This is a genomic window from Streptomyces africanus (assembly GCF_002150735.1).
Taxonomy (GTDB): domain Bacteria; phylum Actinomycetota; class Actinomycetes; order Streptomycetales; family Streptomycetaceae; genus Streptomyces; species Streptomyces africanus.
In genome coordinates this window covers 1-22,078 of the sequence record NZ_MUKA01000093.1, presented here as the reverse complement: position 1 = coordinate 22,078, position 22,078 = coordinate 1, and the positions used below count along the sequence as shown (strand labels likewise).

Sequence of the window (22,078 nt, the reverse complement as noted above, 5' to 3'; positions counted from 1 at the left end):
CGGCCCCACGACCTCGGACGGAGCGACCGTCCCCCGCGCGGCCGTGGCGCGAGATGAACGTGCCCCGCGTATTCATCGAGCGAGAGCGAAATGACATGCAGTCCATGACGAACACCGCCGCCCTGCCCGAGCGGTCCGCCTTGTCGGCACTGGTGGGCAACACGCCGCTGCTGCGGGTGTCCGAGCCCCTGACACCCCCGGACCGCGGCTTCTGGGCGAAACTGGAGGGCTTCAACCCCGGCGGCATCAAGGACCGGCCGGGTCTGCACATGGTGGAACGCGCCCGCGCCCGGGGCGATCTGCGCCCCGGCGCCCGGATCATCGAGTCCACCAGCGGCACCCTCGGACTGGGCCTCGCCCTGGCCGGAATGGTGTACGGCCACCCTGTCACCCTGGTCACCGACCCCGGCCTGGAGATGTCGATGACCCGGCTGCTGACCGCGTACGGCGCCCAGGTCAACGTCGTCTCCGAGCCGCACCCCACCGGCGGCTGGCAGCAGGCTCGCCGTGAGCGCGTGGAGCAGCTCATGGCGCGGCATCCTGATGCGTGGTGCCCCGATCAGTACAACAACCCGGACAACACCACCGCCTACACCCCGCTCGCCCTGGAACTGGCGTCCGAGCTGGGCCACATCGACGTCCTCGTGTGCAGCGTCGGCACGGGCGGGCACTCCGCCGGCGTCTCCCGCGTGCTGAAGCAGCTCTACCCCGGGCTGAAGGTGGTCGGCGTCGACACCATCGGCTCCACGATCTTCGGCCAGCCGGCCCGGCCACGGCTGATGCGGGGCCTGGGATCGAGCATCTACCCCCGCAACGTCGCTTACGACAACTTCGCCGAGGTCCACTGGGTGGCCCCGGCCGAGGCGGTGTGGACCTGCCGGCAGCTGGCCGGCTCGCACTACGCCACCGGCGGGTGGAGCGTCGGCGCCGTCGCCCTGGTCGCCGGATGGCTGGCCCGCACCCTGCCCGCCGACAGCCGGATCGCCGCGATCTTCCCGGACGGTCCGCAGCGTTACCTCGGGACGGTCTTCGACGACGACTACTGCGGCGCGCACGGCCTCCTCGACGCCCCTCCTGCTCCGGAACCGGAGGTGGTCGGGCGCGCGGACGAGAAGGAGGTCGCACGCTGGACCCGGTGCACCACCGTGGTCGACCCGCTCACCCTCGCCGCCGCGGAGGAGAACCGGTGAAGGGCACCCTCGCACAGGTACGCGGTTACGAACGCAGCGTCCAGCTGTTGATGGTCAATCAGTTCACCATCAACCTGGGCTTCTACATGCTGATGCCCTACCTGGCCGCTCACCTGTCCGGCACCCTCGGACTGGCCGGCTGGATCGTCGGACTGGTCCTCGGCGTGCGGAACTTCAGCCAGCAGGGCATGTTCCTGGTCGGCGGGACACTCGCCGACCGGTTCGGCTACAAGCCGATGATCGTGGCCGGATGCGTGCTGCGCACGGCCGGCTTCGCCACGCTCGGCCTGGTCGACTCGCTGGCCGCGCTGATCGCCGCCTCGGCGGCCACCGGGCTCGCCGGGGCCCTGTTCAACCCGGCCGTCCGGGCGTATCTCGCCGCGGACGCGGGGGAGCGCAGGGTCGAGGCGTTCGCTCTGTTCAACGTCTTCTACCAGGCCGGGATCCTGCTGGGTCCCCTCGTGGGCATGGTGCTGACCGGCGTGGACTTCCGCGTCACCTGCCTGGTCTCGGCCGGGATCTTCGCGCTCCTCAGCATCGTGCAGATCCGTGCCCTGCCGGCGCGACGGGCCGGCGACACCAAAGGCGGCAAGGAGGGGCAGGACCGCGACGGCGTACTGGCCCAGTGGCGCGGCATCCTCGCCAACCGGCCGTTCCTGCTCTTCTCCGGCGCCATGATCGGCTCGTACGTCCTCTCCTTCCAGGTCTATCTCGCGCTGCCGCTGGAGGTACGACGGGTCGGCGGCGACGGGGAGTTCGGCACAGCGGCGGTGGCGGCGCTCTTCGCCGCGTCCGGGCTGAGCACGATCGTCGGCCAGACGCGGGTGACCGCCTGGTGCAAGGCCCGCTACGAGCCGGGCCAGGCCCTGACCCGGGGACTGGCCGCCATGGGCCTGGCGTTCGTGCCCCTGTCGCTGGCCACCGCGGTGCCCGTTCCGGACGCGGGCGTGGGCCTGTGGCTGCTGGCCGCGGTACCGCCCATGCTGGCCGCTCTGCTGCTGGCCGTCGGCACGATGATCGCCTATCCCTTCGAGATGGACACCATCGTCCGCCTCTCGGGTGACCGGCTCGTCGCCACCCACTACGGGCTCTACAACACCATCTGCGGCATCGGCATCACCCTCGGCAACCTCCTCACCGGCGCGTCGCTCGACGCCGCCCGAGAGGCGGGGATGCCCGCGCTGCCGTGGATCTGCTTGTGCGCACTCGGCCTCGCGTGCGCGGCCGCCCTGTGGGGTCTGCACCGCACGGGCCGTCTGGCGGCTCCGGCGGCCGGGCCGCAGCCCGTCGCCGCCTGACCGCCTGACCGCCTGACCGCGTGAACCGCTGACCGTGTGCGGCCGGATCGGACCGGCCGCACACGTGTCGGCCCGGCTGGAACCGAGCCCTTGACCCTCGGTGCGCTCCTCCGCGATGCTCGGTTGCGTATAGCGGTGCGTGTAGCGAATGAGGCAACGCACTCGCCAGGGTATCCCGTGTGAGGAGCAGCTCATGGCTCACGAGGTTCGTGCCGTCGTCGCCCGGAAGAAGGGCGCACCGGTCTCCGTCGAAACGATCGTCGTCCCCGACCCCGGTCCGGGTGAGGCGCTGGTCCAGGTCGAGGCCTGCGGCGTCTGTCATACCGATCTCCACTACCGCGAGGGCGGGATCAACGACGAGTTCCCCTTCCTGCTGGGGCACGAGGCGGCAGGTCGCGTCGAGGCGGTCGGGGAGGGAGTCACCGGTGTCGGGCCCGGCGACTTCGTCATCCTCAACTGGCGTGCGGTGTGCGGCCAGTGCCGGGCTTGCAGCCGGGGCAGGCCCTGGTACTGCTTCGCCACCCACAACGCGACACAGCCGATGACGCTGCTCGACGGCACCCCGCTCTCGCCGGCGCTCGGCATCGGCGCGTTCGCGGAGAAGACGCTGGTCGCCGCCGGGCAGTGCACCAAGGTGGACCCGGCGGCACCGGCCGCGGCGGCCGGTCTGCTCGGGTGCGGCGTCATGGCGGGCTTCGGCGCCGCCGTGAACACCGGTGCCGTCGGCCGGGGCGACTCCGTCGCCGTCATCGGCTGCGGCGGCGTCGGCATGGCCGCCGTCGCGGGGGCGAGGCTGGCCGGAGCGAGCAAGGTCATCGCCGTCGACATCGACCAGCGCAAGCTGGACCGGGCCATGGCCATGGGAGCCACCCACACGGTCGACGGGGCCAAGGGCGACGTCGTGGAGGCGGTGCGCGAGCTGACGGGCGGCTTCGGCGCGGACGTCGTCGTGGAAGCCGTCGGCCGCCCCGAGACGTACCGGCAGGCCTTCTACGCCCGCGACCTGGCCGGCACGGTCGTGCTGGTCGGCGTGCCCACCCCGGAGATGAAGGTGGAGCTGCCCCTGCTCGACGTCTTCGGACGGGGCGGCTCGCTGAAGTCCAGCTGGTACGGCGACTGCCTGCCCTCGCGCGACTTCCCGGCCCTGATCGACCTGTATCTGGGAGGCCGTTTCGACCTGGACGCGTTCGTCTCCGAGACCATCGGCCTCGGTGACGTGGAGGAGGCGTTCGAGAAGATGCACCGCGGCGACGTGCTGCGCTCGGTGGTGGTGCTGTGATGGCCGGCGCACCGCGCATCGAACACCTCGTCACCAGCGGGACCTTCAGCCTCGACGGCGGGACCTGGGACGTCGACAACAACGTCTGGATCATCGGTGACGACGACGAGGTGGTCGTCATCGACGCGGCCCACGATTCCGACGCCGTCCTGGCGGCCGTCGGTGACCGTCGGCTGTCGGCCATCGTGTGCACCCACGCCCACGACGACCATGTGCGTGCCGCACCGGACGTCGCCCTGGCCACGGGCGCACCCGTCCTCCTGCACCCCGACGACCAGGTGCTGTGGAAGATGGCGCACCCGGGCCGGCGGCCCGACAGGCCGCTCGCCGACGGCGACGTACTCACGGTGGCGGGCCTCGGCCTGCGTGTCCTCCACACGCCCGGACACGCTCCGGGTGCCGTGTGCCTGTACGCACCAGACCTGGGGGCGCTGTTGAGCGGACACGGCGAGACGACGACCGTCGAGGCCGAGGCACCACACCTGGAGGAGTGGGCCGCCCGAGGCTGGTGACAGCCCGCCACCGGGCCGGCCGGGGCGCTCGCGCCCCGGTTCCGGCAGGTGCTCCGCCCTGACCTGCGTTTCTTATGGCGCAGGTAGTTGCACGACACGCAACGGAAATCGAGGCCGTCGGGTGTCCCGCGAACTCCTTGACAAGCATTTGAAGGCGCCCTCAAACTGGCGTTGCGTTCACCGCAATCCGTTTCGCTATACGCACCGAGGTGTCATGATGATTGCCGCGTGCCGTCTCGTGGATCTGCCCCGAGGCGAGGCCCACAGGCTCGACATCGACCCGCCGGTCTCGGTGTTCCACACCGACGACGGCGAACTCTTCGCCATCGACGACACATGCACCCACCAGGACGCCTCGCTCGCCGACGGCTGGCTGGAGGGCTGTGAGGTCGAATGCCCGCTGCACGCCTCGAAGTTCAACCTCAAGACCGGAGCCGTCGACGCCCCGCCGGCCAAGCTCCCGGTGCGCACGCACGAGGTCTTCGTCGAGGACGGCATGATCTACGTCCGGCTGTCCACGGCAGCCCCGAACCTGCCTCCCTGCATCGCCGCCCGGCTCGCCGGGGGCGTCGCGTGAGGACAGTGGCCGTGGTGGGCGCGTCGCTGGCCGGTCTGTCGGCGGCGCGCTCGTTGCGCAAACAGGGATACGACGGACGGCTGGTCGTCATCGGCGACGAGATCCACCGCCCGTACGACAGGCCGCCCCTGTCCAAGGAGTTCCTGGCCGGCGGCATCGGCGAAGCCGAACTCGCGCTGGAGCCGGACGACGAGGACCTGCAAGCGGAGTGGCTGCTCGGAGCCCGCGCCGCCGGACTCGACACCACGCCCCGCGCCGTGCGGCTCACCGACGGCCGGCAGGTGCGGGCCGACGGCATCGTCATCGCCACCGGCGCCGCCGCCCGGACCCTGCCCGGCATGGACGGACTGGCCGGTGTGCACACCCTGCGCACCCTGGACGACGCCCGCGCCCTGCGGGACGAACTGGCCCGGGGCGGACGCCTGGTCGTCATCGGCGGCGGCTTCATCGGTGCCGAGGTCGCCTCCACCGCTTCCGCGCTCGGCCTCGACGTGACCATCGTCGAGGCGGCGCCCACCCCCCTGGCCGGACCGCTCGGCGCGGCCATGGGACGCATCGTCTCCGCCCTCCACGCGGACCACGGCGTACGCCTGTTGTGCGGCGTGGGCGTCAAGGGGCTGAGCGGCGAGACCCGTGTCGACGCCGTCCTGATGGAGGACGGCCGCAGTATCGCCGCCGACATCGTCGTCGTGGGTGTCGGGGCCCGCCCCTGCGTCGACTGGCTGGCCGGCTCCGGCATCGAGCTCGACGACGGCGTCAGGTGCGGTGCGGACGGCCGTACCAGCCTGGCCGGGGTGGTCGCGGTCGGCGACTGCGCCTCCTGGTACGACCCGCGCGCGGGCACCCACCGCCGCGTCGAGCACTGGACCGGCGCCCGCGAACGCCCCGACGCGGCCGTGGCCGCCCTGCTGTCCTGGGGCGAGTGCGAACCGGGCCTGCCCCGGCCGCCGTACTTCTGGTCCGACCAGTACGGCGTGAAGATCCAGTTCGCCGGCAACGCGGCCCGCGCCGACAGCGTGACGATCGAGGCGGGCACCGCGGACGACCGCGACGTCCTCGCCGTCTACCGGCGTGCCGGACATCCGGTCGCCGTGCTCGGGATGAACCAGCCGAAGCTGTTCACGCGCTGGCGCAAGCAACTCGCGGCCAAGGCGCCCTGACCGGGGCGATCCACCACTTCCCCGAGGAGTGCACAGTGACCTCGACCGGCCTGCCGGACAGCCTGATCGCCACTCTCCCCGGCTCCGCTTACACGGATCCCGCGGTCTTCGCCCAGGAGCAGGAACACATCTTCGAGGCGATGTGGTTCTGTGCCGTGCGCTCCGCCGACCTCGCCAGGCCCGGTGCCTTCCGCACCGTCGAGGTGGGCCGCGAGAGCGTCCTGATCACCCGGGCACGGGACACCTCCGTCCGTGCCTTCCTCAACGTCTGCCGGCACCGCGGAGCCAGGCTCTGCACGGCCGAGACCGGCGAGGTCAAACGCGCCTTCCAATGTCCCTACCACGCCTGGACGTACGACCTGACGGGCAAACTCGTCGCGGCACCCAACCTCACGAAGATGCCCGACGTCGGCCGCACCGAGTACGGCCTGGCCCCCGTGGCCACGCGGGAATGGCTCGGCTATGTGTGGGTGTGCCTCGCGGCGAACCCGCCCCCCTTCGACGAGGTCGTGGGCGATGTGGTGGCGCGCCTGGGTGACACGGAGTCGATCGAGCACTACGACATCGACCACCTCGACGTCGGCCGGCGGATCGTCTACGACGTGCGGGCGAACTGGAAACTCATCGTCGAGAACTTCATGGAGTGTTATCACTGCGCGACGATCCACCCCGAGCTGACCGAGGTCCTCCCCGAGTTCGCGGACGGGTACGCCGCCCAGTACTACGTGGGACACGGCGCGGAGTTCGGCTCCGAGATCAAGGGCTTCACCGTCGACGGCTCCGAAGGCCTCGACCGCATTCCGGGCATCACCGAGGACCAGGACCGCCGGTACTACGCGATCACCGTACGGCCGCAGGTGTTCCTCAACCTCGTGCCCGACCATGTGATCTTCCACCGGATGTACCCGGTCGCCGCGGATCGCACCATCGTCGAGTGCGACTGGCTCTACCTCCGGCACGTCGTCGAGACCGGCAAGGACGTCAGCCGGTCGGTGGAGCTCTTCGACCGGGTCAACCGGCAGGACTTCGACGCGTGCGAGCGCTGCCAGCCCGCGATGAGCTCCCGGCTGTACGCCAAGGGCGGAGTGCTCGTCCCCAGTGAGCATCACATCGGCGAGTTCCACGCCTTCGTCCAGGAGCGCCTCGGCATGGGGCGGCCGCGGTAGGTCAGCCCAGGTAGCCCATGCGGTGGCTGATCTCGTCCGCGCCCTTGACCAGCACAGGGGCGAGTTCGTGCATACGGTCCTCGGTGAGCCGGTACGCCGGTCCCGAGGCGCTGAGCGCCGCGATGACCTCGCCGTCCCTGTTGCGGACCGGGGCCGCCATGGCGTGCAGTCCCACTTCGAACTCCTCCAGGGTCCAGGAGTAGCCGCGTTCGAGCGCCTCGACGAGGTTCTTCTCGAGCTTCGTCTTGGCGGTCAGGGTGCGGGGAGTCAGCTTCTTGAGGCCGGTCTCCGACAGGAGCGCGGCACGCTCCTTCGGCGGCATGTGGGCCAGCAGGATCTTGCCGCTGGAGGTGGCGTGCAGCGGCGTCAGCTGGCCGACCCAGTTGAACGCCGTGACAGCGCCGGGACCGCGCACCTGGTACAGGTTGATCGCGTAGTGCTCCTGCATCACGGCGAGGTTCACGGTCTCGCCGATCTCCTCGGCGAGACGCTCGCAGACCGGGCGGCTCTGCTGGGTGATGTCGATGCGGCCGGTGACCGCGCCGGCGAGCCGGACGAGGCCGAAGCCGAGGCGGTACTTGCCGCGTTCGCCCGCCTGTTCCACCAGGCCGCGCACCTCCAGGGCGCCGAGCAGCCGGAACGCGGTCGACTTGTGGACATCGATCTCGGCGGCCACCTCGCTGACTCCCGCCTCGCCGCGCCGGGCCAGGATCTCCAGCACGGTGATGGCGCGGTCGACGGACTGCACGCCACCGGTCGGCGCGGTTGTCGTTTCGGCATCTGCAGGGTAGTTGCTCACAACGCAACTATACGGGCGTTAAACATAGCGGCCAGCGGTGCAGGTCAAGGCCTTGTGCAGACCTCGGAGAAGTTGCGCGCTTCGCAACCTGGTGCGCATAGCGGTACGAGTACTAGCATGCCGCGCATTCTCAACGGCGCGAGCGAGACGAGGCCCCATGGCTCACGTGCAGTACGACTTCGTCATCGTCGGTGGTGGATCGGCCGGCAGTGCCCTGGCCAACCGGCTCTCCGCGGACCCGGGCAACCAGGTGCTGGTCCTGGAGGCGGGCCGGCCCGACTACCCCTGGGACGTCTTCATCCACATGCCCGCGGCACTGACCTACCCCATCGGCAGCCGGTTCTACGACTGGAAGTACGAGTCCGAACCGGAGCCCCACATGGGCGGCCGGCGCGTCTACCACGCGCGAGGCAAGGTGCTGGGCGGGTCCAGCAGCATCAACGGCATGATCTTCCAGCGCGGCAACCCCATGGACTACGAGCGCTGGGCGGCCGACCCGGGCATGGAGGCCTGGGACTACGCGCACTGTCTGCCGTACTTCCGGCGGATGGAGAACTGCCTCGCCGCCGGCCCGGACGACGAGTTCCGCGGTCACGACGGCCCTCTCGTCCTGGAGCGCGGCCCGGGGACGAATCCGCTCTTCGAGGCCTTCCTGAAGGCCACGGAGGAAGCGGGCCACGCTCCCACCGACGATGTGAACGGCTACCGGCAGGAAGGTTTCGCCCGGTTCGACCGCAACGTCCACCGCGGCCGCCGCCTCTCGGCCTCCAAGGCCTACCTCAAACCCGTACGCAAACGCCCCAACCTCACGATCAGGACCCGCACCCTCGTCACCCGCGTCCTCTTCGAAGGCAAGCGGGCCGTCGGTGTCGAGTACCGGAGGGGGAGTGGCAGACCCCGGCGGGTGCGTGCCCGCGAAGTCATCCTGTGCGGAGGCGCGATCAACTCCCCGCAACTGCTCCAGCTCTCGGGCGTCGGCAACGCCGAGGAACTGCGCGCCCTCGGCATCGACGTCGTACACGATCTGCCGGGCGTCGGCGAGAACCTCCAGGACCATCTGGAGGTGTACATCCAGTACGCCTGCAAGCAGCCCGTCTCCATGCAGCCGTACCTCGCGAAGTGGCGCGCCCCCTTCATCGGCCTCCAGTGGCTCTTCCGCACCGGCCCCGCCGCGACCAACCACTTCGAGGCGGGCGGCTTCGTCCGCGGCAACGAGGACGTGGCCTACCCCAACCTGATGTTCCACTTCCTGCCCGTCGCGGTCCGCTACGACGGCTCCGTGCCCGCCGGCGGACACGGATATCAGGTGCACGTCGGGCCCATGTACTCCGACGCCGTCGGATCCGTGAAGATCAAGAGCAAGGACCCGGCCGAGCACCCCGCGCTGCGCTTCGACTATCTGTCCACCGAGCAGGACCGACGTGAGTGGGTCGAGGCCGTCAGGGTCGCCCGCAGGCTGCTCAACCAGCCCGCCATGGCCCCTTACAACGCCGGGGAGATCTCGCCGGGGCCGTCCGTCGAGACCGACGAGGAGATCCTCGCCTGGGTCGCCGAGGACGGCGAGACCGCGCTGCATCCGTCATGCACCTGCAAGATGGGCACCGACGAGACGGCCGTCGTGGATCCGGCCAGTATGAGGGTGCACGGGCTGGAGGGTCTGCGTGTCGTCGACGCGTCGGTGATGCCGTACATTACCAACGGCAACATCTACGCACCGGTGATGATGATCGCGGAAAAGGCGGCCGACCTCATCCTCGGGAAGGATCCGCTGCCCCCGTCCGCCGCCGCCTATTACCGGCACCGTCCCCTGCCGTAACCAGCACTTTTCAGATCGCCGACCGGCCCGGAGGCGAGGCGTTCCGGGCCTGCCGGTGCTGCGTCCTCGTGGCTGTCTCCTTGGCGAAACCGTCATCGGCCAACCCCTTGACGTGGGTTGTGGGCTTCTCCAGAGTGTTCCACCACAAGCAATTCGATGCACGATGCGCAACGCGATTCGCTCGAAGGGCCCTCGACGTGGCAGACCTGTACGTGGACGGACAATGGCGGGATCCCGTGGCCGGCGGTCACCGGGAGATCCGCTGCCCCGCCGACGGCTCGCTCTGCGTCACGGTGTCCGAAGGCACCCGCCCCGACGCCGAGGCGGCCATCGCCGCGGCCCGCCGCGCCTTCGACGAAGGGCCCTGGCCGCGCACCCCCGAGCGTGAGCGCGGCGCGCTCCTCCTGCGCACCGCCGACCTCCTCGAACGCGACGCCGACGCCTTCGCCCGCGCCGAATCGCTGGACACCGGCAAACGGCTGGTGGAGAGCGAGTACGACATCGCCGACGTCGTCTCCTGCTTCCGCTACTACGGAGGGCTCGGCGGCACCGACGCGGGCCGGGTGATCGACACCGGCCGCGACGACGCCGTCAGTCGCGTCGTATACGAGCCGATCGGCGTGTGCGCACTGATCACCCCCTGGAACTACCCGCTGCTCCAGGCGAGTTGGAAGGTGGCGCCCGCTCTCCTCGCGGGCAACACGATCGTCCTCAAGCCCAGCGAGCTCACCCCCTCGACGTCCGTCCTGCTGATGAAGGCGCTGGCGGAGGCCGGGCTTCCGGCCGGTGCCGCCAACCTCGTCCTGGGGCCCGGGCCCCAGGTGGGCGCACCGCTCGCCGAGGCCCGGGCCGTCGACATGGTCTCCTTCACCGGCGGCCTGGACACCGGCAGACGCATCATGGCCACCGCCGCCGCGACCGTGAAGAAGGTCGCGCTGGAACTCGGCGGCAAGAACCCCAATGTCGTCTTCGCCGACGCCGACTTCGAGACGGCCGTGGACTTCGCGCTCACGGCCGTCTTCCTGCATTCGGGCCAGGTCTGCTCGGCCGGCGCCCGGCTGATCGTCGAGGACGCGCTGCACGACCGGTTCGTCGACGAGGTGGTCCGCCGCGCACGGCGGATCCGGCTCGGCGGCCCCTTCGACGCGCGGGCCGAGACCGGCCCGCTGATCTCCGCGCAGCACCTGGCGAAGGTCGAGGCGTACGTCGCGGCCGGACTCGCCGAGGGCGCCGTCCTGCGCTGCGGTGGCGCACGCCCCGACGACCCGGACCTGGCCGGCGGCCACTACTACCCGCCCACCGTGCTCGACGAGTGCGGTCAGGACATGCGGGTGGTGCACGAGGAGTCCTTCGGGCCCGTGCTCACCGTGGAGCGCTTCACCGACGAGGACGACGCCGTACGCATCGCCAACGACACCGAGTACGGACTCGCCGGCGCCGTCTGGACGCAGGACGCCGGCAAGGCCCAGCGGGTCGCCCGCCGGCTGCGCCACGGCACAGTGTGGATCAACGACTACCACCCCTATGTGCCGCAGGCCGAGTGGGGCGGGTTCGGGCACTCCGGCGTGGGCCGGGAGCTGGGCCCGACCGGCCTGGACGAGTACCGCGAGCCCAAACACATCTGGCAGAACATCCAACCCAGGCCGCAGCACTGGTTCCGCGGCTGAACGCCGAAAAGAGGTCGAACATGACCCCAGCAACGACCGAGGTACCGCAGCGGCGCGGCACTCCCCAGGACTCGGCAGGCACGCCGGTCATCTCCGTACGCGAGCTGTGGAAGGTGTTCGGGCCGAAGGCGGACCAGGTACCGGGCTCCGAGGAACTGCGCGGGCTCACCCGCCGCGAACTGATGGACCGTACCGGATGCACCGCCGCCGTGCGCGACGTGAGCTTCGACGTCGCGCCCGGCGAGGTGTTCGTCGTCATGGGCCTGTCCGGCTCCGGCAAGTCCACCCTGGCGCGCTGTCTGACCCGGCTCATCGAACCCACCGCCGGCGAGATCCTCTTCGAGGGCGAGAACATCCGCGACGCGGACGCGGGCCGCCTGCGCGAACTGCGCCGGAGCAAGTTCTCCATGGTCTTCCAGCACTTCGGGCTGCTGCCGCACCGGCGGGTCGTCGACAACGTGGCGTTCGGGCTGGAGATACGCGGCATGGGCCGGGCCGAGCGCACCAAGCGGGCCCTGGAGGTCGTCGAACTCGTCGGCCTCTCGGGGTACGAGAGCTCCTATCCCGACCAGCTCTCCGGCGGTATGCAGCAGCGCGTCGGTCTCGCCCGCGCACTGGCCGGCGACCCGGACGTGCTCCTCTTCGACGAGCCGTTCTCGGCGCTCGACCCGCTGATCCGCCGCGACATGCAGAACGAGGTCATCCGGCTGCACCACGAGGTCGGCAAGACGATGGTGTTCATCACCCACGACCTGTCCGAGGCGCTCAAGCTGGGCGACCGCATCCTCATCATGCGGGACGGCAGGACGGTCCAGTGCGGCACCGGCGACGAACTGGTCGGCGCCCCCGCCGACGACTACGTACGCGACTTCGTCAGGGACGTGCCCCGCGGTGACGTCCTGACCCTGCGGTGGATCATGCGCCCGGCGGAGCCCGACGACCCCCTGGACGGTCCCGAGCTCGGCCCCGACGTCGTGGTGAAGGAGGCCACGCGTGCGGTGCTCGCCGCCGAGAAGCCGGTCAAGGTCGTCGAGGACGGCAAGCTGCTCGGCATCGTCGGCGACGAGGAGATCCTCGCGGTGGTCGCCGGGCAGGAAGGCGACGCGTGATGACCGTCGCGATGGAGAAACCGGAGAAGACCGGGACCGTGGAGCCCGCTCCCGCCCGGCGCGTGCGGACGGTCAACCGCGCCGTGGTGGTGGCCGCGATCCTGGTCCTCTGGCTGGTGCTCTTCGCCGTGCTGCGCGGCAAGCAGACCCTGTCCCTCGCGGCGGCCGACCTGACCGATCTGCACCGGTGGTTCAACGACGTCAACGACTCGATCGGCGCCGACCGCAACTCCAACCCGCTCTTCCTCTACTTCTTCAACGAGATCCGCCTGGTCATCGACACCCTGGTGACCTTCGTCCAGGAGCTGATCTCGCAGCCGTCCACGGACCGCCCGGTTCCGCAGATCGGCTGGCTCGGTGTCGTCGGCATCGTCGGCTATGTCTCCTGGGCCGTGGGTAACTGGCGCGTCGCGCTGCTGGCCGTGGCCGGCTTCACCTTCCTCGGCCTGCAAGGGCTCTGGCAGGAGAGTATGGACACGCTGGCGCTGACCCTCTCCGCGGTCTTCGTCGCGCTGCTGTTCGCCCTTCCCCTGGGTGTGTGGGCCGGGCTGTCGGAACGGTTCCACCGGATCGTCACGCCGTTCCTGGACTTCATGCAGACCATGCCGACCTTCGTCTACCTGGCGCCGCTGACCCTGTTCTTCCTGATCGGTCCCGCCTCGGCCACGATCGCCACCGCCATCTACGCGGCACCCCCGGCGATCCGCATCACCGCGCACGCCATCCGCTCCGTACCTCGGACCACGGTCGAGGCGGCGGACTCGATGGGCGCGACGCGGCGGCAGACGCTGCTCAAGGTCCTGCTGCCGATGTCCAAGCGGACCGTGGTGATGGGCGTCAACCAGACCATCATGGCCGCCCTGGCCATGGTGACCATCGCGGCCCTGATCGACGCGCCCGGCCTCGGCAAGACCGTCGTCCAGGCCCTGCAGTCGCTGGACGTCGGCACGGCCTTCAACGCCGGTCTGGCCATCGTCGTCATGGCCATCGTGCTGGACCGGGTCACCACAGCGGCGAGCGCACGGGCGGAGACGGCCCGGGGCTCGGACAGCCCCTTCCTCAAGTGGCGGCGGCAGCTGCTCGCGGCCGGCGCGGTGGTGACGGTGGTGCTGGCGTACCTGTCGCACACCTATGTGTGGGCTGCCGAGTTCCCCGGCGACGGCGGCATCGGCAGCAGCATCGCCAAGACCACGGCCGATGTGACCACCTGGGCACAGGACAACCTCTCGGGCCTGACCAACGCCTTCCGCGACGCCCTCACCAACGGCCTGCTCAATCCGTTCCAGACCGTGCTGACCGACTCCCCGTGGTGGCTCGTCGGCGCCGCCCTCGTCGCCCTCGGCACGGTGCTGGGCGGGTGGCGCGCCGGGGTCACCACGGCCGTGTGCGTGGGCCTGCTGGTCGGTACCGGTGTCTGGTCGGACGGCATGACGACGCTGGCGTCCACCGCGGTGGCGACGGTGCTGGTGATGCTGCTCGGCGTCGTCCTCGGGGTGTGGATGGGACGCAGCGCGCTCGTGGACCGGCTGCTGCGGCCCACCCTGGACGCGGCCCAGGTCATGCCGCCGTTCGTCTATCTCGTGCCGTTCCTCGCGCTGTTCGGCGCGACCCGGTTCACGGCCATCGTCGCCGCGGTCGTCTACGCGGCACCGGTCGCCATCAAGATCATCGCGGACGGGGTGCGGGCCGTGCCCGAGACCACCGTCGAGGCGGCGACGTCCACCGGGTGCAACACCTGGCAGATCATCACCAAGGTCCAACTGCCCATGTCGCGGGGCGCCCTGACCCTCGCGACCAACCAGGGCCTGATCTACGTGCTGTCGATGGTCGTGGTGGGCGGCCTGGTGGGTGCGGGTGCCCTCGGCTACGACGTCGTGGCCGGGTTCTCACAGGGCCAGCTGTACGGCAAGGGACTCGCGGCGGGGCTCGCCATCGTCCTGCTCGGAGTCATGTTCGACCGGATCACTCAGGCAGCGGCTCGCCGCGCCGGCGCATAAGGAGCAGCACACCATGGCACGACATTTCAGAGCCGGCGCTGCCGGCCTGGCCGTCCTCGGCCTCACCCTCACGGCCTGCTCGGGCGCGAAGGTCGGTGACGACAGCGCGGGCGGCTCGGGCAGCTCGGGCAAGTGCGGCACCTTCAACCTCGCCATCAACCCCTGGGTGGGCTACGAGGCGAACGCGGCGGTCCTCGCCTACGTCGCCGAGCACGACCTCGGCTGCAAGGTCGAGCAGAAGAACCTGAAGGAGGAGATCGCCTGGCAGGGCTTCGGGACGGGCGAGGTCGACGCCGTCGTCGAGAACTGGGGCCACGACGATCTGAAGAAGAAGTACATCACCCAGCAGAAGACCGCCGTCGAAGCGGGCACGACCGGCAACAAGGGCCTCATCGGCTGGTACGTGCCGCCGTGGCTGGCGAAGGCGCACCCGGACATCCTCGACTGGAAGAACCTCGACAAGTACGCGTCGAAGTTCAAGACCTCGGAGTCGGGCGGCAAGGGGCAGCTCCTCGACGGCGACCCCTCGTACGTCACCAACGACGAGGCACTGGTGAAGAACCTCAAGCTGGACTTCAAGGTGGTGTACGCCGGCAGCGAGACCGCGCTCATCCAGGCCTACCGCAACGCCGAGAAGAACAAGGAATGGGTGATCGGCTACTTCTACGAGCCGCAGTGGTTCCTGTCCGAGGTGCCGCTCAAGAAGGTCAGCCTGCCCGCGTACAAGACGGGCTGCGACGCCGACGCCGAGAAGGTCGCCTGCGACTACCCGGTGTACAACCTCGACAAGATAGTCAGCGCCAAGTTCGCCAAGTCGGGCAGCCCGGCCTATGACCTGGTGAAGAAGTTCAACTGGACCAACGACGACCAGAACACCGTGGCCAAGTACATCGCGGTGGACAAGATGGCGCCCGAGGCCGCGGCGAAGAAGTGGGTCGAGGCCAACCGCGGCAAGGTCGACGCCTGGATCAAGTAGGGCGCACGAGTGTCCGTGTGAACCCCGCCGGGAAGGCCCGGCAGGCTGTGTCTCCAGCCTGCCGGGCCTCTTCGTTTTCTGGTGATTCCTCCCCGCCACTTCCGGGGTTTTTCCGGCGTCGCGGACCCCTTGACACGCCTGTCCACGGCGGGCACATTGAGTTGCGCAACCTGAACTCTGTTGCGCACACAGCAACTGCATCGCTTTCAACGTCGGAGGTGCGGCGATGGCGGGACCCCGGGTGGTCATCATCGGAGCGGGCGTCGTGGGGGCCGCGCTCGCCGATGAGATCTCCGCGCGAGGCTGGACCAATGTGACCGTCGTCGACCAGGGCCCGCTGCCCGCCACCGGGGGATCGTCGTCACACGCCCCGGGCCTGGTCTTCCAGACCAACCCCTCCAAGACCATGACCGAGATGGCCCGCTACACCGTCGAGAAGTTCTGCTCGCTCGACGTGGACGGCCGGCCCTGCTTCCTCCAGGTCGGCGGCCTGGAGGTGGCGACCAGCCCGGAGCGCGTCACGGAACTCCGGCGGCGCCACGGCTGGCTCACCTCCTGGGGCATCGAATCCCGGCTGCTGACCACCGAGGAATGCGTCGAGCAGCACCCCCTCGTCAACCCGGACAAGGTCCTCGCCGGCCTCCACGTGCCCACGGACGGCCTCGCGAAGGCGGTCCTCGCCGTCGAGGCGCAGATCCGCCGGGCCACCGAGCGCGGCGTGCGCTTCCTCGCCCGACACGAAGTCCTCGACGTCCCAAGGGCCGACGGCGCGGTGACCGGCGTCCTCACCGACCAGGGCGAGCTCCCCGCCGACATCGTCGTGTGCTGCGCCGGCATCTGGGGCCCGAGGATCGCCCGCATGGCCGGCATGAACCTCCCGCTCACGCCGCTCGCCCACCAGCTCGCCTGGACGGGCCCGGTACCGGCCCTGGCGGGCCAGACGCAGGAGGCGGTCCGCCCGATCCTGCGCCACCAGGACGCCGACCTCTACTACCGCGACCGCTTCGACGCCCTGGGCATCGGCTCCTACGGCCACCGCCCGATGCCGGTCTCCGCCGACGACATCCTCTCCGTGGACGAGTCCGAGGACATGCCCTCCGTCCTGAAGTTCACCGAGGAGGACTTCGAGGAGGCCTGGAGCGAGACGCAGTCGCTGCTTCCCGCGACCAAGGACGCCAAGGTCGAAGAGGGCATCAACGGCCTGTTCTCCTTCACCACCGACGGCCTGCCGCTGCTCGGCCCATCCCCGGACGTCAAGGGCTTCTGGGTCGCCGAGGCCGTCTGGGTCACCCACTCCGCGGGCGTCGGACGGGCCATGGCCGAGTGGCTGGTCGACGGCCACTGCTCCTCGTTCGACCTCCACGAGTGCGACGTCAACCGCTTCGAGCCGCACCAGCTCTCGCCCGAGTACGTGCTGGCCCGCGACTGCCAGAACTTCGTCGAGGTCTACGACATCCTCCACCCCCTCCAGCCGTCGGGCGACCCGCGCCCGATCCGCACCAGCCCGTTCCACGCCCGCCAGCAGGAACTCGGCGCCTTCTTCCTGGAGGCGAACGGCTGGGAGCGCCCCCAGTGGTACGAGGCCAACGCCGGCCTGGTCGAAGACCGTTCCATCCCGACGCCCAACGACTGGGCCGCCCGGTACTGGTCGCCCATCGTCGGCGCCGAGGCCCAGGTCACCCGCGAGACCGTCGCGATGTACGACATGACGGCCCTCAAGCGCCTGGAGGTGAGCGGCCCCGGTGCCGCCGCCTACCTGGAGCGGCTGTGCACCGGCAAGGTCGCCAAGTCCGTCGGCTCGGTGACGTACACGCTGCTGCTCGACCACGACGGCGGCATCCGCAGCGACATCACGGTCGCCCGGCTGGCCCCCGACCGCTTCCAGGTCGGCGCCAACGGCAACCTGGACCTCGACTGGTTCACCCGTCACCTCCCGGCCGACGGCACGGTCCAGGTCCGCGACATCACGCCCGGCACGTGCTGCATCGGCCTGTGGGGGCCGCGCGCCCGCGACGTCCTCCAGCCGCTCACCGACGCCGACTTCTCGGCGGCCGGCCTGAAGTACTTCCGCGCCCGGAGCGCCCACATCGGCTCCGTCCCGGTGACGGCCATGCGCCTGTCGTACGTCGGCGAACTCGGCTGGGAGCTCTACACCACCGCGGACCTCGGCCAGAAGCTGTGGGACACCCTCTGGCAGGCGGCCGAACCGCTCGGCGGCATCGTCGCCGGCCGGGGCGCCTTCAACAGCCTCCGTCTGGAGAAGGGCTACCGCTCCTTCGGTACGGACATGACCTACGAGCACGACCCCTACGAGGCCGGCGTCGGGTTCGCCGTCAAGCTCGACAAGGACGACTTCATCGGCAAGGCGGCGCTGGAGCGGCGGAGGGCGGACGTACGGCGGAAGCTCACGTGTCTCACGATCGAGGACCCGAGGGCGGTCGTGATGGGCAAGGAGCCGGTGTACGACGGTGACCGTGCGGTCGGGTACGTCACGAGTGCGGCGTACGGCTACACGATCGGCAAGGGCATCGCCTATGCGTGGCTGCCGGTGGAGCTTGCGGCTCCGGGGACCGTGGTGCACATCGGGTACTTCGACGAGTCCGTCGAGGCCGTGGTTGCCGAGGAGCCACTGTTCGATCCCGCCATGTCCCGTCTTCGTGGCTGAGTTTTCGAGTGCGGCTTCGTCGTGGCTGGTCGCGCAGTTCCCCGCGCCCCTTTTTGGAAGGAACTCCAGGTGACCGCACAACTCCTTGACGGCAAGGCGACCGCCGCCGCCATCCGTCTCGAACTCGCCGAGCGCGTCGGCAAGGTGACCGCGACGACCGGTCGGGCGCCGGGGCTCGGTACTGTGCTGGTCGGTGACGATCCCGGCAGTCGCGCCTACGTCGGGGGCAAGCACCGGGACTGCGCCCAGGTGGGCATCGCCTCCCTCCGCCGGGAGCTGCCCGCCGACGCCTCACAGCGGCAGGTCGAGGAGACGATCGACGAGCTCGACGCCGACCCTGCCTGCACCGGCTACATCGTCCAGCTCCCGTTGCCGCGCCATCTCGACGCGGGCGCCGTACTGGAACGCATGGACCCGGCCAAGGACGCCGACGGACTGCACCCCGTCAACCTCGGCCGGCTCGTCCTCGGCGCCGAGGCTCCGCTGCCGTGCACCCCGCGCGGCATCGTCGAACTGCTCCGCCGCCACGACGTGCCGCTCGCGGGAGCACGGGTGTGCGTGATCGGCCGGGGCACCACCGTCGGACGGCCCATCGGACTGCTGCTCACCCGCAGGTCCGAGAACGCCACCGTGACCCTGTGCCACACCGGAACCAAGGGCCTGGCCTGGCACGTGCGCGAGGCGGACGTCGTCGTCGCGGCCGCCGGCTCGCCCGGACTGATCACCAAGGACATGCTGCGCCCAGGCGCGGCCGTCCTCGACGTCGGCATCACCCGCACCGACCAGGGCCTGGTGGGGGACATCCACCCGAACGCCGCCCAGGTCGCCGGATGGCTGGCGCCGATGCCCGGGGGAGTGGGCCCCATGACCCGGGCCATGCTGCTCGCCAATGTCGTCGAGGCCGCCGAGAGGAACGCGAACGCCGTATGAACGCGCTGAACACCCCCCTGGCGGAGCTGGACCCCGAGGTCCACGCCGCGCTCCGCGCCGAACTGCACCGCCAGCAGTCCACCCTGGAGATGATCGCCTCCGAGAACTTCGCGCCCTCCGCCGTGATGGAGGCCCAGGGCTCGGTCGCGACCAACAAGTACGCCGAGGGCTACCCGGGCCGCCGCTACTACGGCGGATGCGAACACGTCGACGTCACCGAACGGCTGGCCATCGAGCGCGTCACGTCCCTCTTCGGCGCGGGCTTCGCCAACGTCCAGCCGCACTCGGGCGCCCAGGCCAACACCGCCGTCTTCTTCGCCCTGCTCCAGCCGGGCGACACCGTCCTCGGCCTCGACCTCGCGCACGGCGGGCACCTCACGCACGGCATGCGCATCAACTACAGCGGCAAGATGCTGAACGTCGTGCCGTACCACGTGTCCGAGGGGGACAACCTCGTCGACATGGACGAGGTCGAGCACCTCGCCAAGGAACACCGCCCCAAGATGATCATCGCGGGCTGGTCGGCGTACCCGAGGCAGCTGGACTTCGCGGCCTTCCGCAGGATCGCCGACGAGGTGGGAGCCCTGCTGATGGTCGACATGGCGCACTTCGCCGGCCTGGTGGCGGCGGGACTGCACCCCAGCCCCGTACCGCACGCCCATGTCACGACCACCACGACCCACAAGACGCTCGGCGGCCCGCGCGGCGGCGTCATCCTCACCAACGAGGCCGACCTCGCCAAGAAGATCAACTCGGCGGTCTTCCCCGGCATGCAGGGCGGCCCCCTGGAGCACGTCATCGCCGCGAAGGCGGTGTCGTTCAAGGTCGCCGCGTCACCGGAGTTCGCCGAGCGCCAGGCCCGTACGCTCGCCGGTTCCCGCATCCTCGCCGAACGCCTCACCCGGGCGGACGCGGCGGCGGCCGGCGTGAAGGTCCTGACCGGCGGCACGGACGTCCATCTCGTCCTGGTCGACCTGCGTGACTCGGAGCTGGACGGCAGGCAGGCCGAGGACCTGCTCCACGAGATCGGCATCACCGTCAACCGCAACGCCGTGCCCTTCGACCCGCGCCCGCCCATGGTCACCTCGGGCCTGCGCATCGGCACCCCGGCCCTGGCCACCCGCGGCTTCACCGAGGCGGACTTCGCCGAGGTCGCGGACGTGATCGCTCTCGCCCTCCAGCCGGAGCCGGACGTGCCCGCCCTGCGCGCCCGCACGGAGGCCCTGGCCGCCAAGCACCCGCTCTACCCCCACCTGTCCGAGGACGGAGACGCCCGATGAGCCCCCGCACCCCTGGCGCCGAGCTCCCCGAACACCCCGACTGGCTGTGGCGCAACCCCGAGCCGAAGCGCTCGTACGACGTCGTCGTCGTGGGCGGCGGCGGCCACGGCCTGGCCACCGCCCACTACCTGGCGAGGAACCACGGCATCACCAACGTCGCCGTGCTGGAGAAGGGCTGGCTGGCGGGCGGCAACATGGCCCGCAACACCACGATCATCCGCTCCAACTACCTCTGGGACGAGAGCGCCGGCATCTACGAACACGCGCTCAAGCTGTGGGAGGGCCTGGCCGAGGAGCTCGACTACCCGATCCTCTTCTCCCAGCGCGGCGTACTGAACCTCGCCCACAGCCTCCAGGACGTCCGCGACAGCGTGCGCCGCGTCGAGGCCAACCGCCTCAACGGCGTGGACGCCGAGTGGCTCGACGCGGACGGCGTCAAGGACGTCTGCCCGATCGTCAACGTCTCCCCGGACGTGCGCTACCCCGTCCTGGGCGCCACCTACCAGCCGCGCGCGGGCATCGCCAAGCACGACCACGTGGCATGGGGCCTCGCCCGCTCCGCCGACGCCGCCGGGATCGACATCATCCAGAACTGCGAGGTGACCGGCCTCGACGTCGTCGGCAACCGGGTCGTGGGAGTACAGACCACCCGCGGCCCGATCGGGGCGGGCAAGGTCGCGCTCTGCTCGGCGGGCCACACCTCGGTCCTCGCGGCCATGGCGGGCATCGAACTCCCCCTCCAGAGCCACCCGTTGCAGGCGCTGGTGTCGGAGCTGCTGGAACCCGTCCACCCGACGGTCGTCATGTCCAACGCGGTCCACGTGTACGTCAGCCAGGCGCACAAGGGCGAGCTGGTCATGGGCGCGGGCATCGACGCGTACAACTCCTACACCCAGCGTGGCGCCTTCCACATCATCGAAGAGCAGATGTCGGCGGCCCTGGAGCTCTTCCCGGTCTTCGCCCGGGCCCACGTCCTGCGCACCTGGGGCGGCATCGTCGACGTCAGCCCCGACGCCTCACCGATCATCGGCCTCAGCCCGGTGGACAACCTCTACCTCAACTGCGGCTGGGGAACCGGCGGTTTCAAGGCCACCCCGGGCGTCGGCTGGGTCTACGCCCACACCATCGCCCACGACTCACCGCATCCGCTGAACGCCCCCTTCTCGCTCGACCGTTTCACCACCGGCGCGCTCGTCGACGAGCACGGCGCGGCCGCGGTGGCCCACTAGGACCATCAGGGAGCCGACCCATGCTGCTGATCCCCTGCCCGTGGTGCGGGCCCCGCGACGAGGCCGAGTTCCACTACGGCGGCCAGGCCCATGTGCCGTACCCACAGGACCCGTCCCCCCTCACCGACGAGGAGTGGGCCCGCTACCTCTTCTTCCGCGACAACCCCAGGGGCCCCTTCGCCGAACGCTGGAGCCACGCGGCGGGCTGCCGCCGCTGGTTCAACGCGGTGCGGGACACGTCGACGAACGAGATCCTTACGGTGTACCGGGCGGGGGAGGAGCGTCCGGCAACGGTTGAGCTGCGTGCGGGCTCTCTTGAGCCGCGTCCGGCCACTTTCCAGCCGAGTCCGGCACCACCAGCCCGTCCGGCGCTTGAGGACGAGGCCGTTCAGGCCGAAGCGGGGTCCGGGGCGGCAGCGCCGGTGGGG

18 protein-coding genes are annotated in these 22,078 nt (G+C 70.3%); 17 read left to right on the top strand and 1 reads right to left on the bottom strand.

What is annotated here, in order from left to right:
• The first annotated feature begins 104 nt into the window (after nucleotides 1-104).
• The 7 genes from CCL05_RS14195 (at nucleotide 105) to CCL05_RS14165 (ending at nucleotide 7,182) form a co-directional block, all read left to right on the top strand.
• Nucleotides 105-1,190 (top strand): PLP-dependent cysteine synthase family protein, encoded by a 1,086-nt coding sequence (locus CCL05_RS14195; protein ID WP_279629937.1) that lies wholly within the window; start codon nucleotides 105-107, stop codon nucleotides 1,188-1,190.
• Nucleotides 1,187-2,488: an MFS transporter gene (locus CCL05_RS14190; protein WP_086560860.1), complete on the top strand. Its 1,302-nt coding sequence runs from the start codon at nucleotides 1,187-1,189 to the stop codon at nucleotides 2,486-2,488. Before CCL05_RS14195 ends, CCL05_RS14190 begins: the two co-directional genes overlap by 4 nt.
• 193 nt (nucleotides 2,489-2,681) lie before the next feature.
• Complete coding sequence (locus tag CCL05_RS14185) at nucleotides 2,682-3,767, top strand: S-(hydroxymethyl)mycothiol dehydrogenase (protein WP_086560859.1); 1,086 nt, start codon at nucleotides 2,682-2,684, stop codon at nucleotides 3,765-3,767.
• The gene (locus tag CCL05_RS14180; protein WP_086560858.1) at nucleotides 3,767-4,279 is read left to right on the top strand and encodes an MBL fold metallo-hydrolase; all 513 of its coding nucleotides are present in this window, start codon (nucleotides 3,767-3,769) and stop codon (nucleotides 4,277-4,279) included. Before CCL05_RS14185 ends, CCL05_RS14180 begins: the two co-directional genes overlap by 1 nt.
• Nucleotides 4,280-4,493: 214 nt before the next feature.
• The gene (locus CCL05_RS14175) at nucleotides 4,494-4,856 is read left to right on the top strand and encodes a bifunctional 3-phenylpropionate/cinnamic acid dioxygenase ferredoxin subunit (protein WP_037673830.1); all 363 of its coding nucleotides are present in this window, start codon (nucleotides 4,494-4,496) and stop codon (nucleotides 4,854-4,856) included.
• A complete protein-coding gene (locus CCL05_RS14170) occupies nucleotides 4,853-6,016 on the top strand; it encodes an NAD(P)/FAD-dependent oxidoreductase (protein WP_208641499.1) in 1,164 nt (387 codons plus the stop codon). The genes CCL05_RS14175 and CCL05_RS14170 overlap by 4 nt, the downstream gene beginning before the upstream one ends.
• A gap of 35 nt (nucleotides 6,017-6,051) precedes the next feature.
• The gene (locus CCL05_RS14165) at nucleotides 6,052-7,182 is read left to right on the top strand and encodes an aromatic ring-hydroxylating oxygenase subunit alpha (RefSeq protein ID WP_086560856.1); all 1,131 of its coding nucleotides are present in this window, start codon (nucleotides 6,052-6,054) and stop codon (nucleotides 7,180-7,182) included.
• Between the two features lies 1 nt (nucleotide 7,183).
• On the opposite strand, the gene CCL05_RS14160 is transcribed toward CCL05_RS14165, so the two are convergent.
• The gene (locus tag CCL05_RS14160; protein ID WP_086560855.1) at nucleotides 7,184-7,930 is read right to left on the bottom strand and encodes an IclR family transcriptional regulator; all 747 of its coding nucleotides are present in this window, start codon (nucleotides 7,928-7,930) and stop codon (nucleotides 7,184-7,186) included.
• Between the two features lie 208 nt (nucleotides 7,931-8,138).
• Here CCL05_RS14160 and betA point away from each other — a divergent pair, with 208 nt between their 5' ends.
• The 10 genes from betA to CCL05_RS46125 all read left to right on the top strand — a co-directional run.
• Nucleotides 8,139-9,797, top strand: coding sequence for a choline dehydrogenase (gene betA / locus CCL05_RS14155; RefSeq protein WP_086560854.1), 1,659 nt, complete (start codon nucleotides 8,139-8,141; stop codon nucleotides 9,795-9,797).
• 197 nt (nucleotides 9,798-9,994) lie between these two features.
• Nucleotides 9,995-11,464 (top strand): aldehyde dehydrogenase family protein, encoded by a 1,470-nt coding sequence (locus CCL05_RS14150; protein ID WP_086560853.1) that lies wholly within the window; start codon nucleotides 9,995-9,997, stop codon nucleotides 11,462-11,464.
• Between the two features lie 20 nt (nucleotides 11,465-11,484).
• Nucleotides 11,485-12,573 carry a quaternary amine ABC transporter ATP-binding protein gene (locus CCL05_RS14145; protein WP_086560852.1) on the top strand — a complete coding sequence of 363 codons (1,089 nt, stop codon included), beginning with the start codon at nucleotides 11,485-11,487 and terminating at the stop codon, nucleotides 12,571-12,573.
• The gene (locus CCL05_RS14140) at nucleotides 12,573-14,570 is read left to right on the top strand and encodes an ABC transporter permease (RefSeq protein WP_086560851.1); all 1,998 of its coding nucleotides are present in this window, start codon (nucleotides 12,573-12,575) and stop codon (nucleotides 14,568-14,570) included. Before CCL05_RS14145 ends, CCL05_RS14140 begins: the two co-directional genes overlap by 1 nt.
• 13 nt (nucleotides 14,571-14,583) lie before the next feature.
• A complete protein-coding gene (locus CCL05_RS14135; protein WP_086560850.1) occupies nucleotides 14,584-15,546 on the top strand; it encodes an ABC transporter substrate-binding protein in 963 nt (320 codons plus the stop codon).
• A gap of 226 nt (nucleotides 15,547-15,772) precedes the next feature.
• Nucleotides 15,773-18,211 (top strand): GcvT family protein, encoded by a 2,439-nt coding sequence (locus tag CCL05_RS14130; RefSeq protein ID WP_086560849.1) that lies wholly within the window; start codon nucleotides 15,773-15,775, stop codon nucleotides 18,209-18,211.
• A 69-nt stretch (nucleotides 18,212-18,280) separates the two neighbouring features.
• Nucleotides 18,281-19,141 (top strand): bifunctional methylenetetrahydrofolate dehydrogenase/methenyltetrahydrofolate cyclohydrolase, encoded by an 861-nt coding sequence (locus CCL05_RS14125; RefSeq protein ID WP_086560848.1) that lies wholly within the window; start codon nucleotides 18,281-18,283, stop codon nucleotides 19,139-19,141.
• Nucleotides 19,138-20,421, top strand: a complete 1,284-nt coding sequence (gene glyA / locus CCL05_RS14120; RefSeq protein ID WP_086560847.1) for a serine hydroxymethyltransferase — start codon at nucleotides 19,138-19,140, stop codon at nucleotides 20,419-20,421. Before CCL05_RS14125 ends, glyA begins: the two co-directional genes overlap by 4 nt.
• Nucleotides 20,418-21,650, top strand: a complete 1,233-nt coding sequence (locus CCL05_RS14115) for a sarcosine oxidase subunit beta family protein (protein ID WP_086560846.1) — start codon at nucleotides 20,418-20,420, stop codon at nucleotides 21,648-21,650. The genes glyA and CCL05_RS14115 overlap by 4 nt, the downstream gene beginning before the upstream one ends.
• Nucleotides 21,651-21,670: 20 nt before the next feature.
• Nucleotides 21,671-22,078: sarcosine oxidase subunit delta (locus tag CCL05_RS46125; protein ID WP_143589884.1), on the top strand; the 408-nt coding region annotated here is incomplete at its 3' end.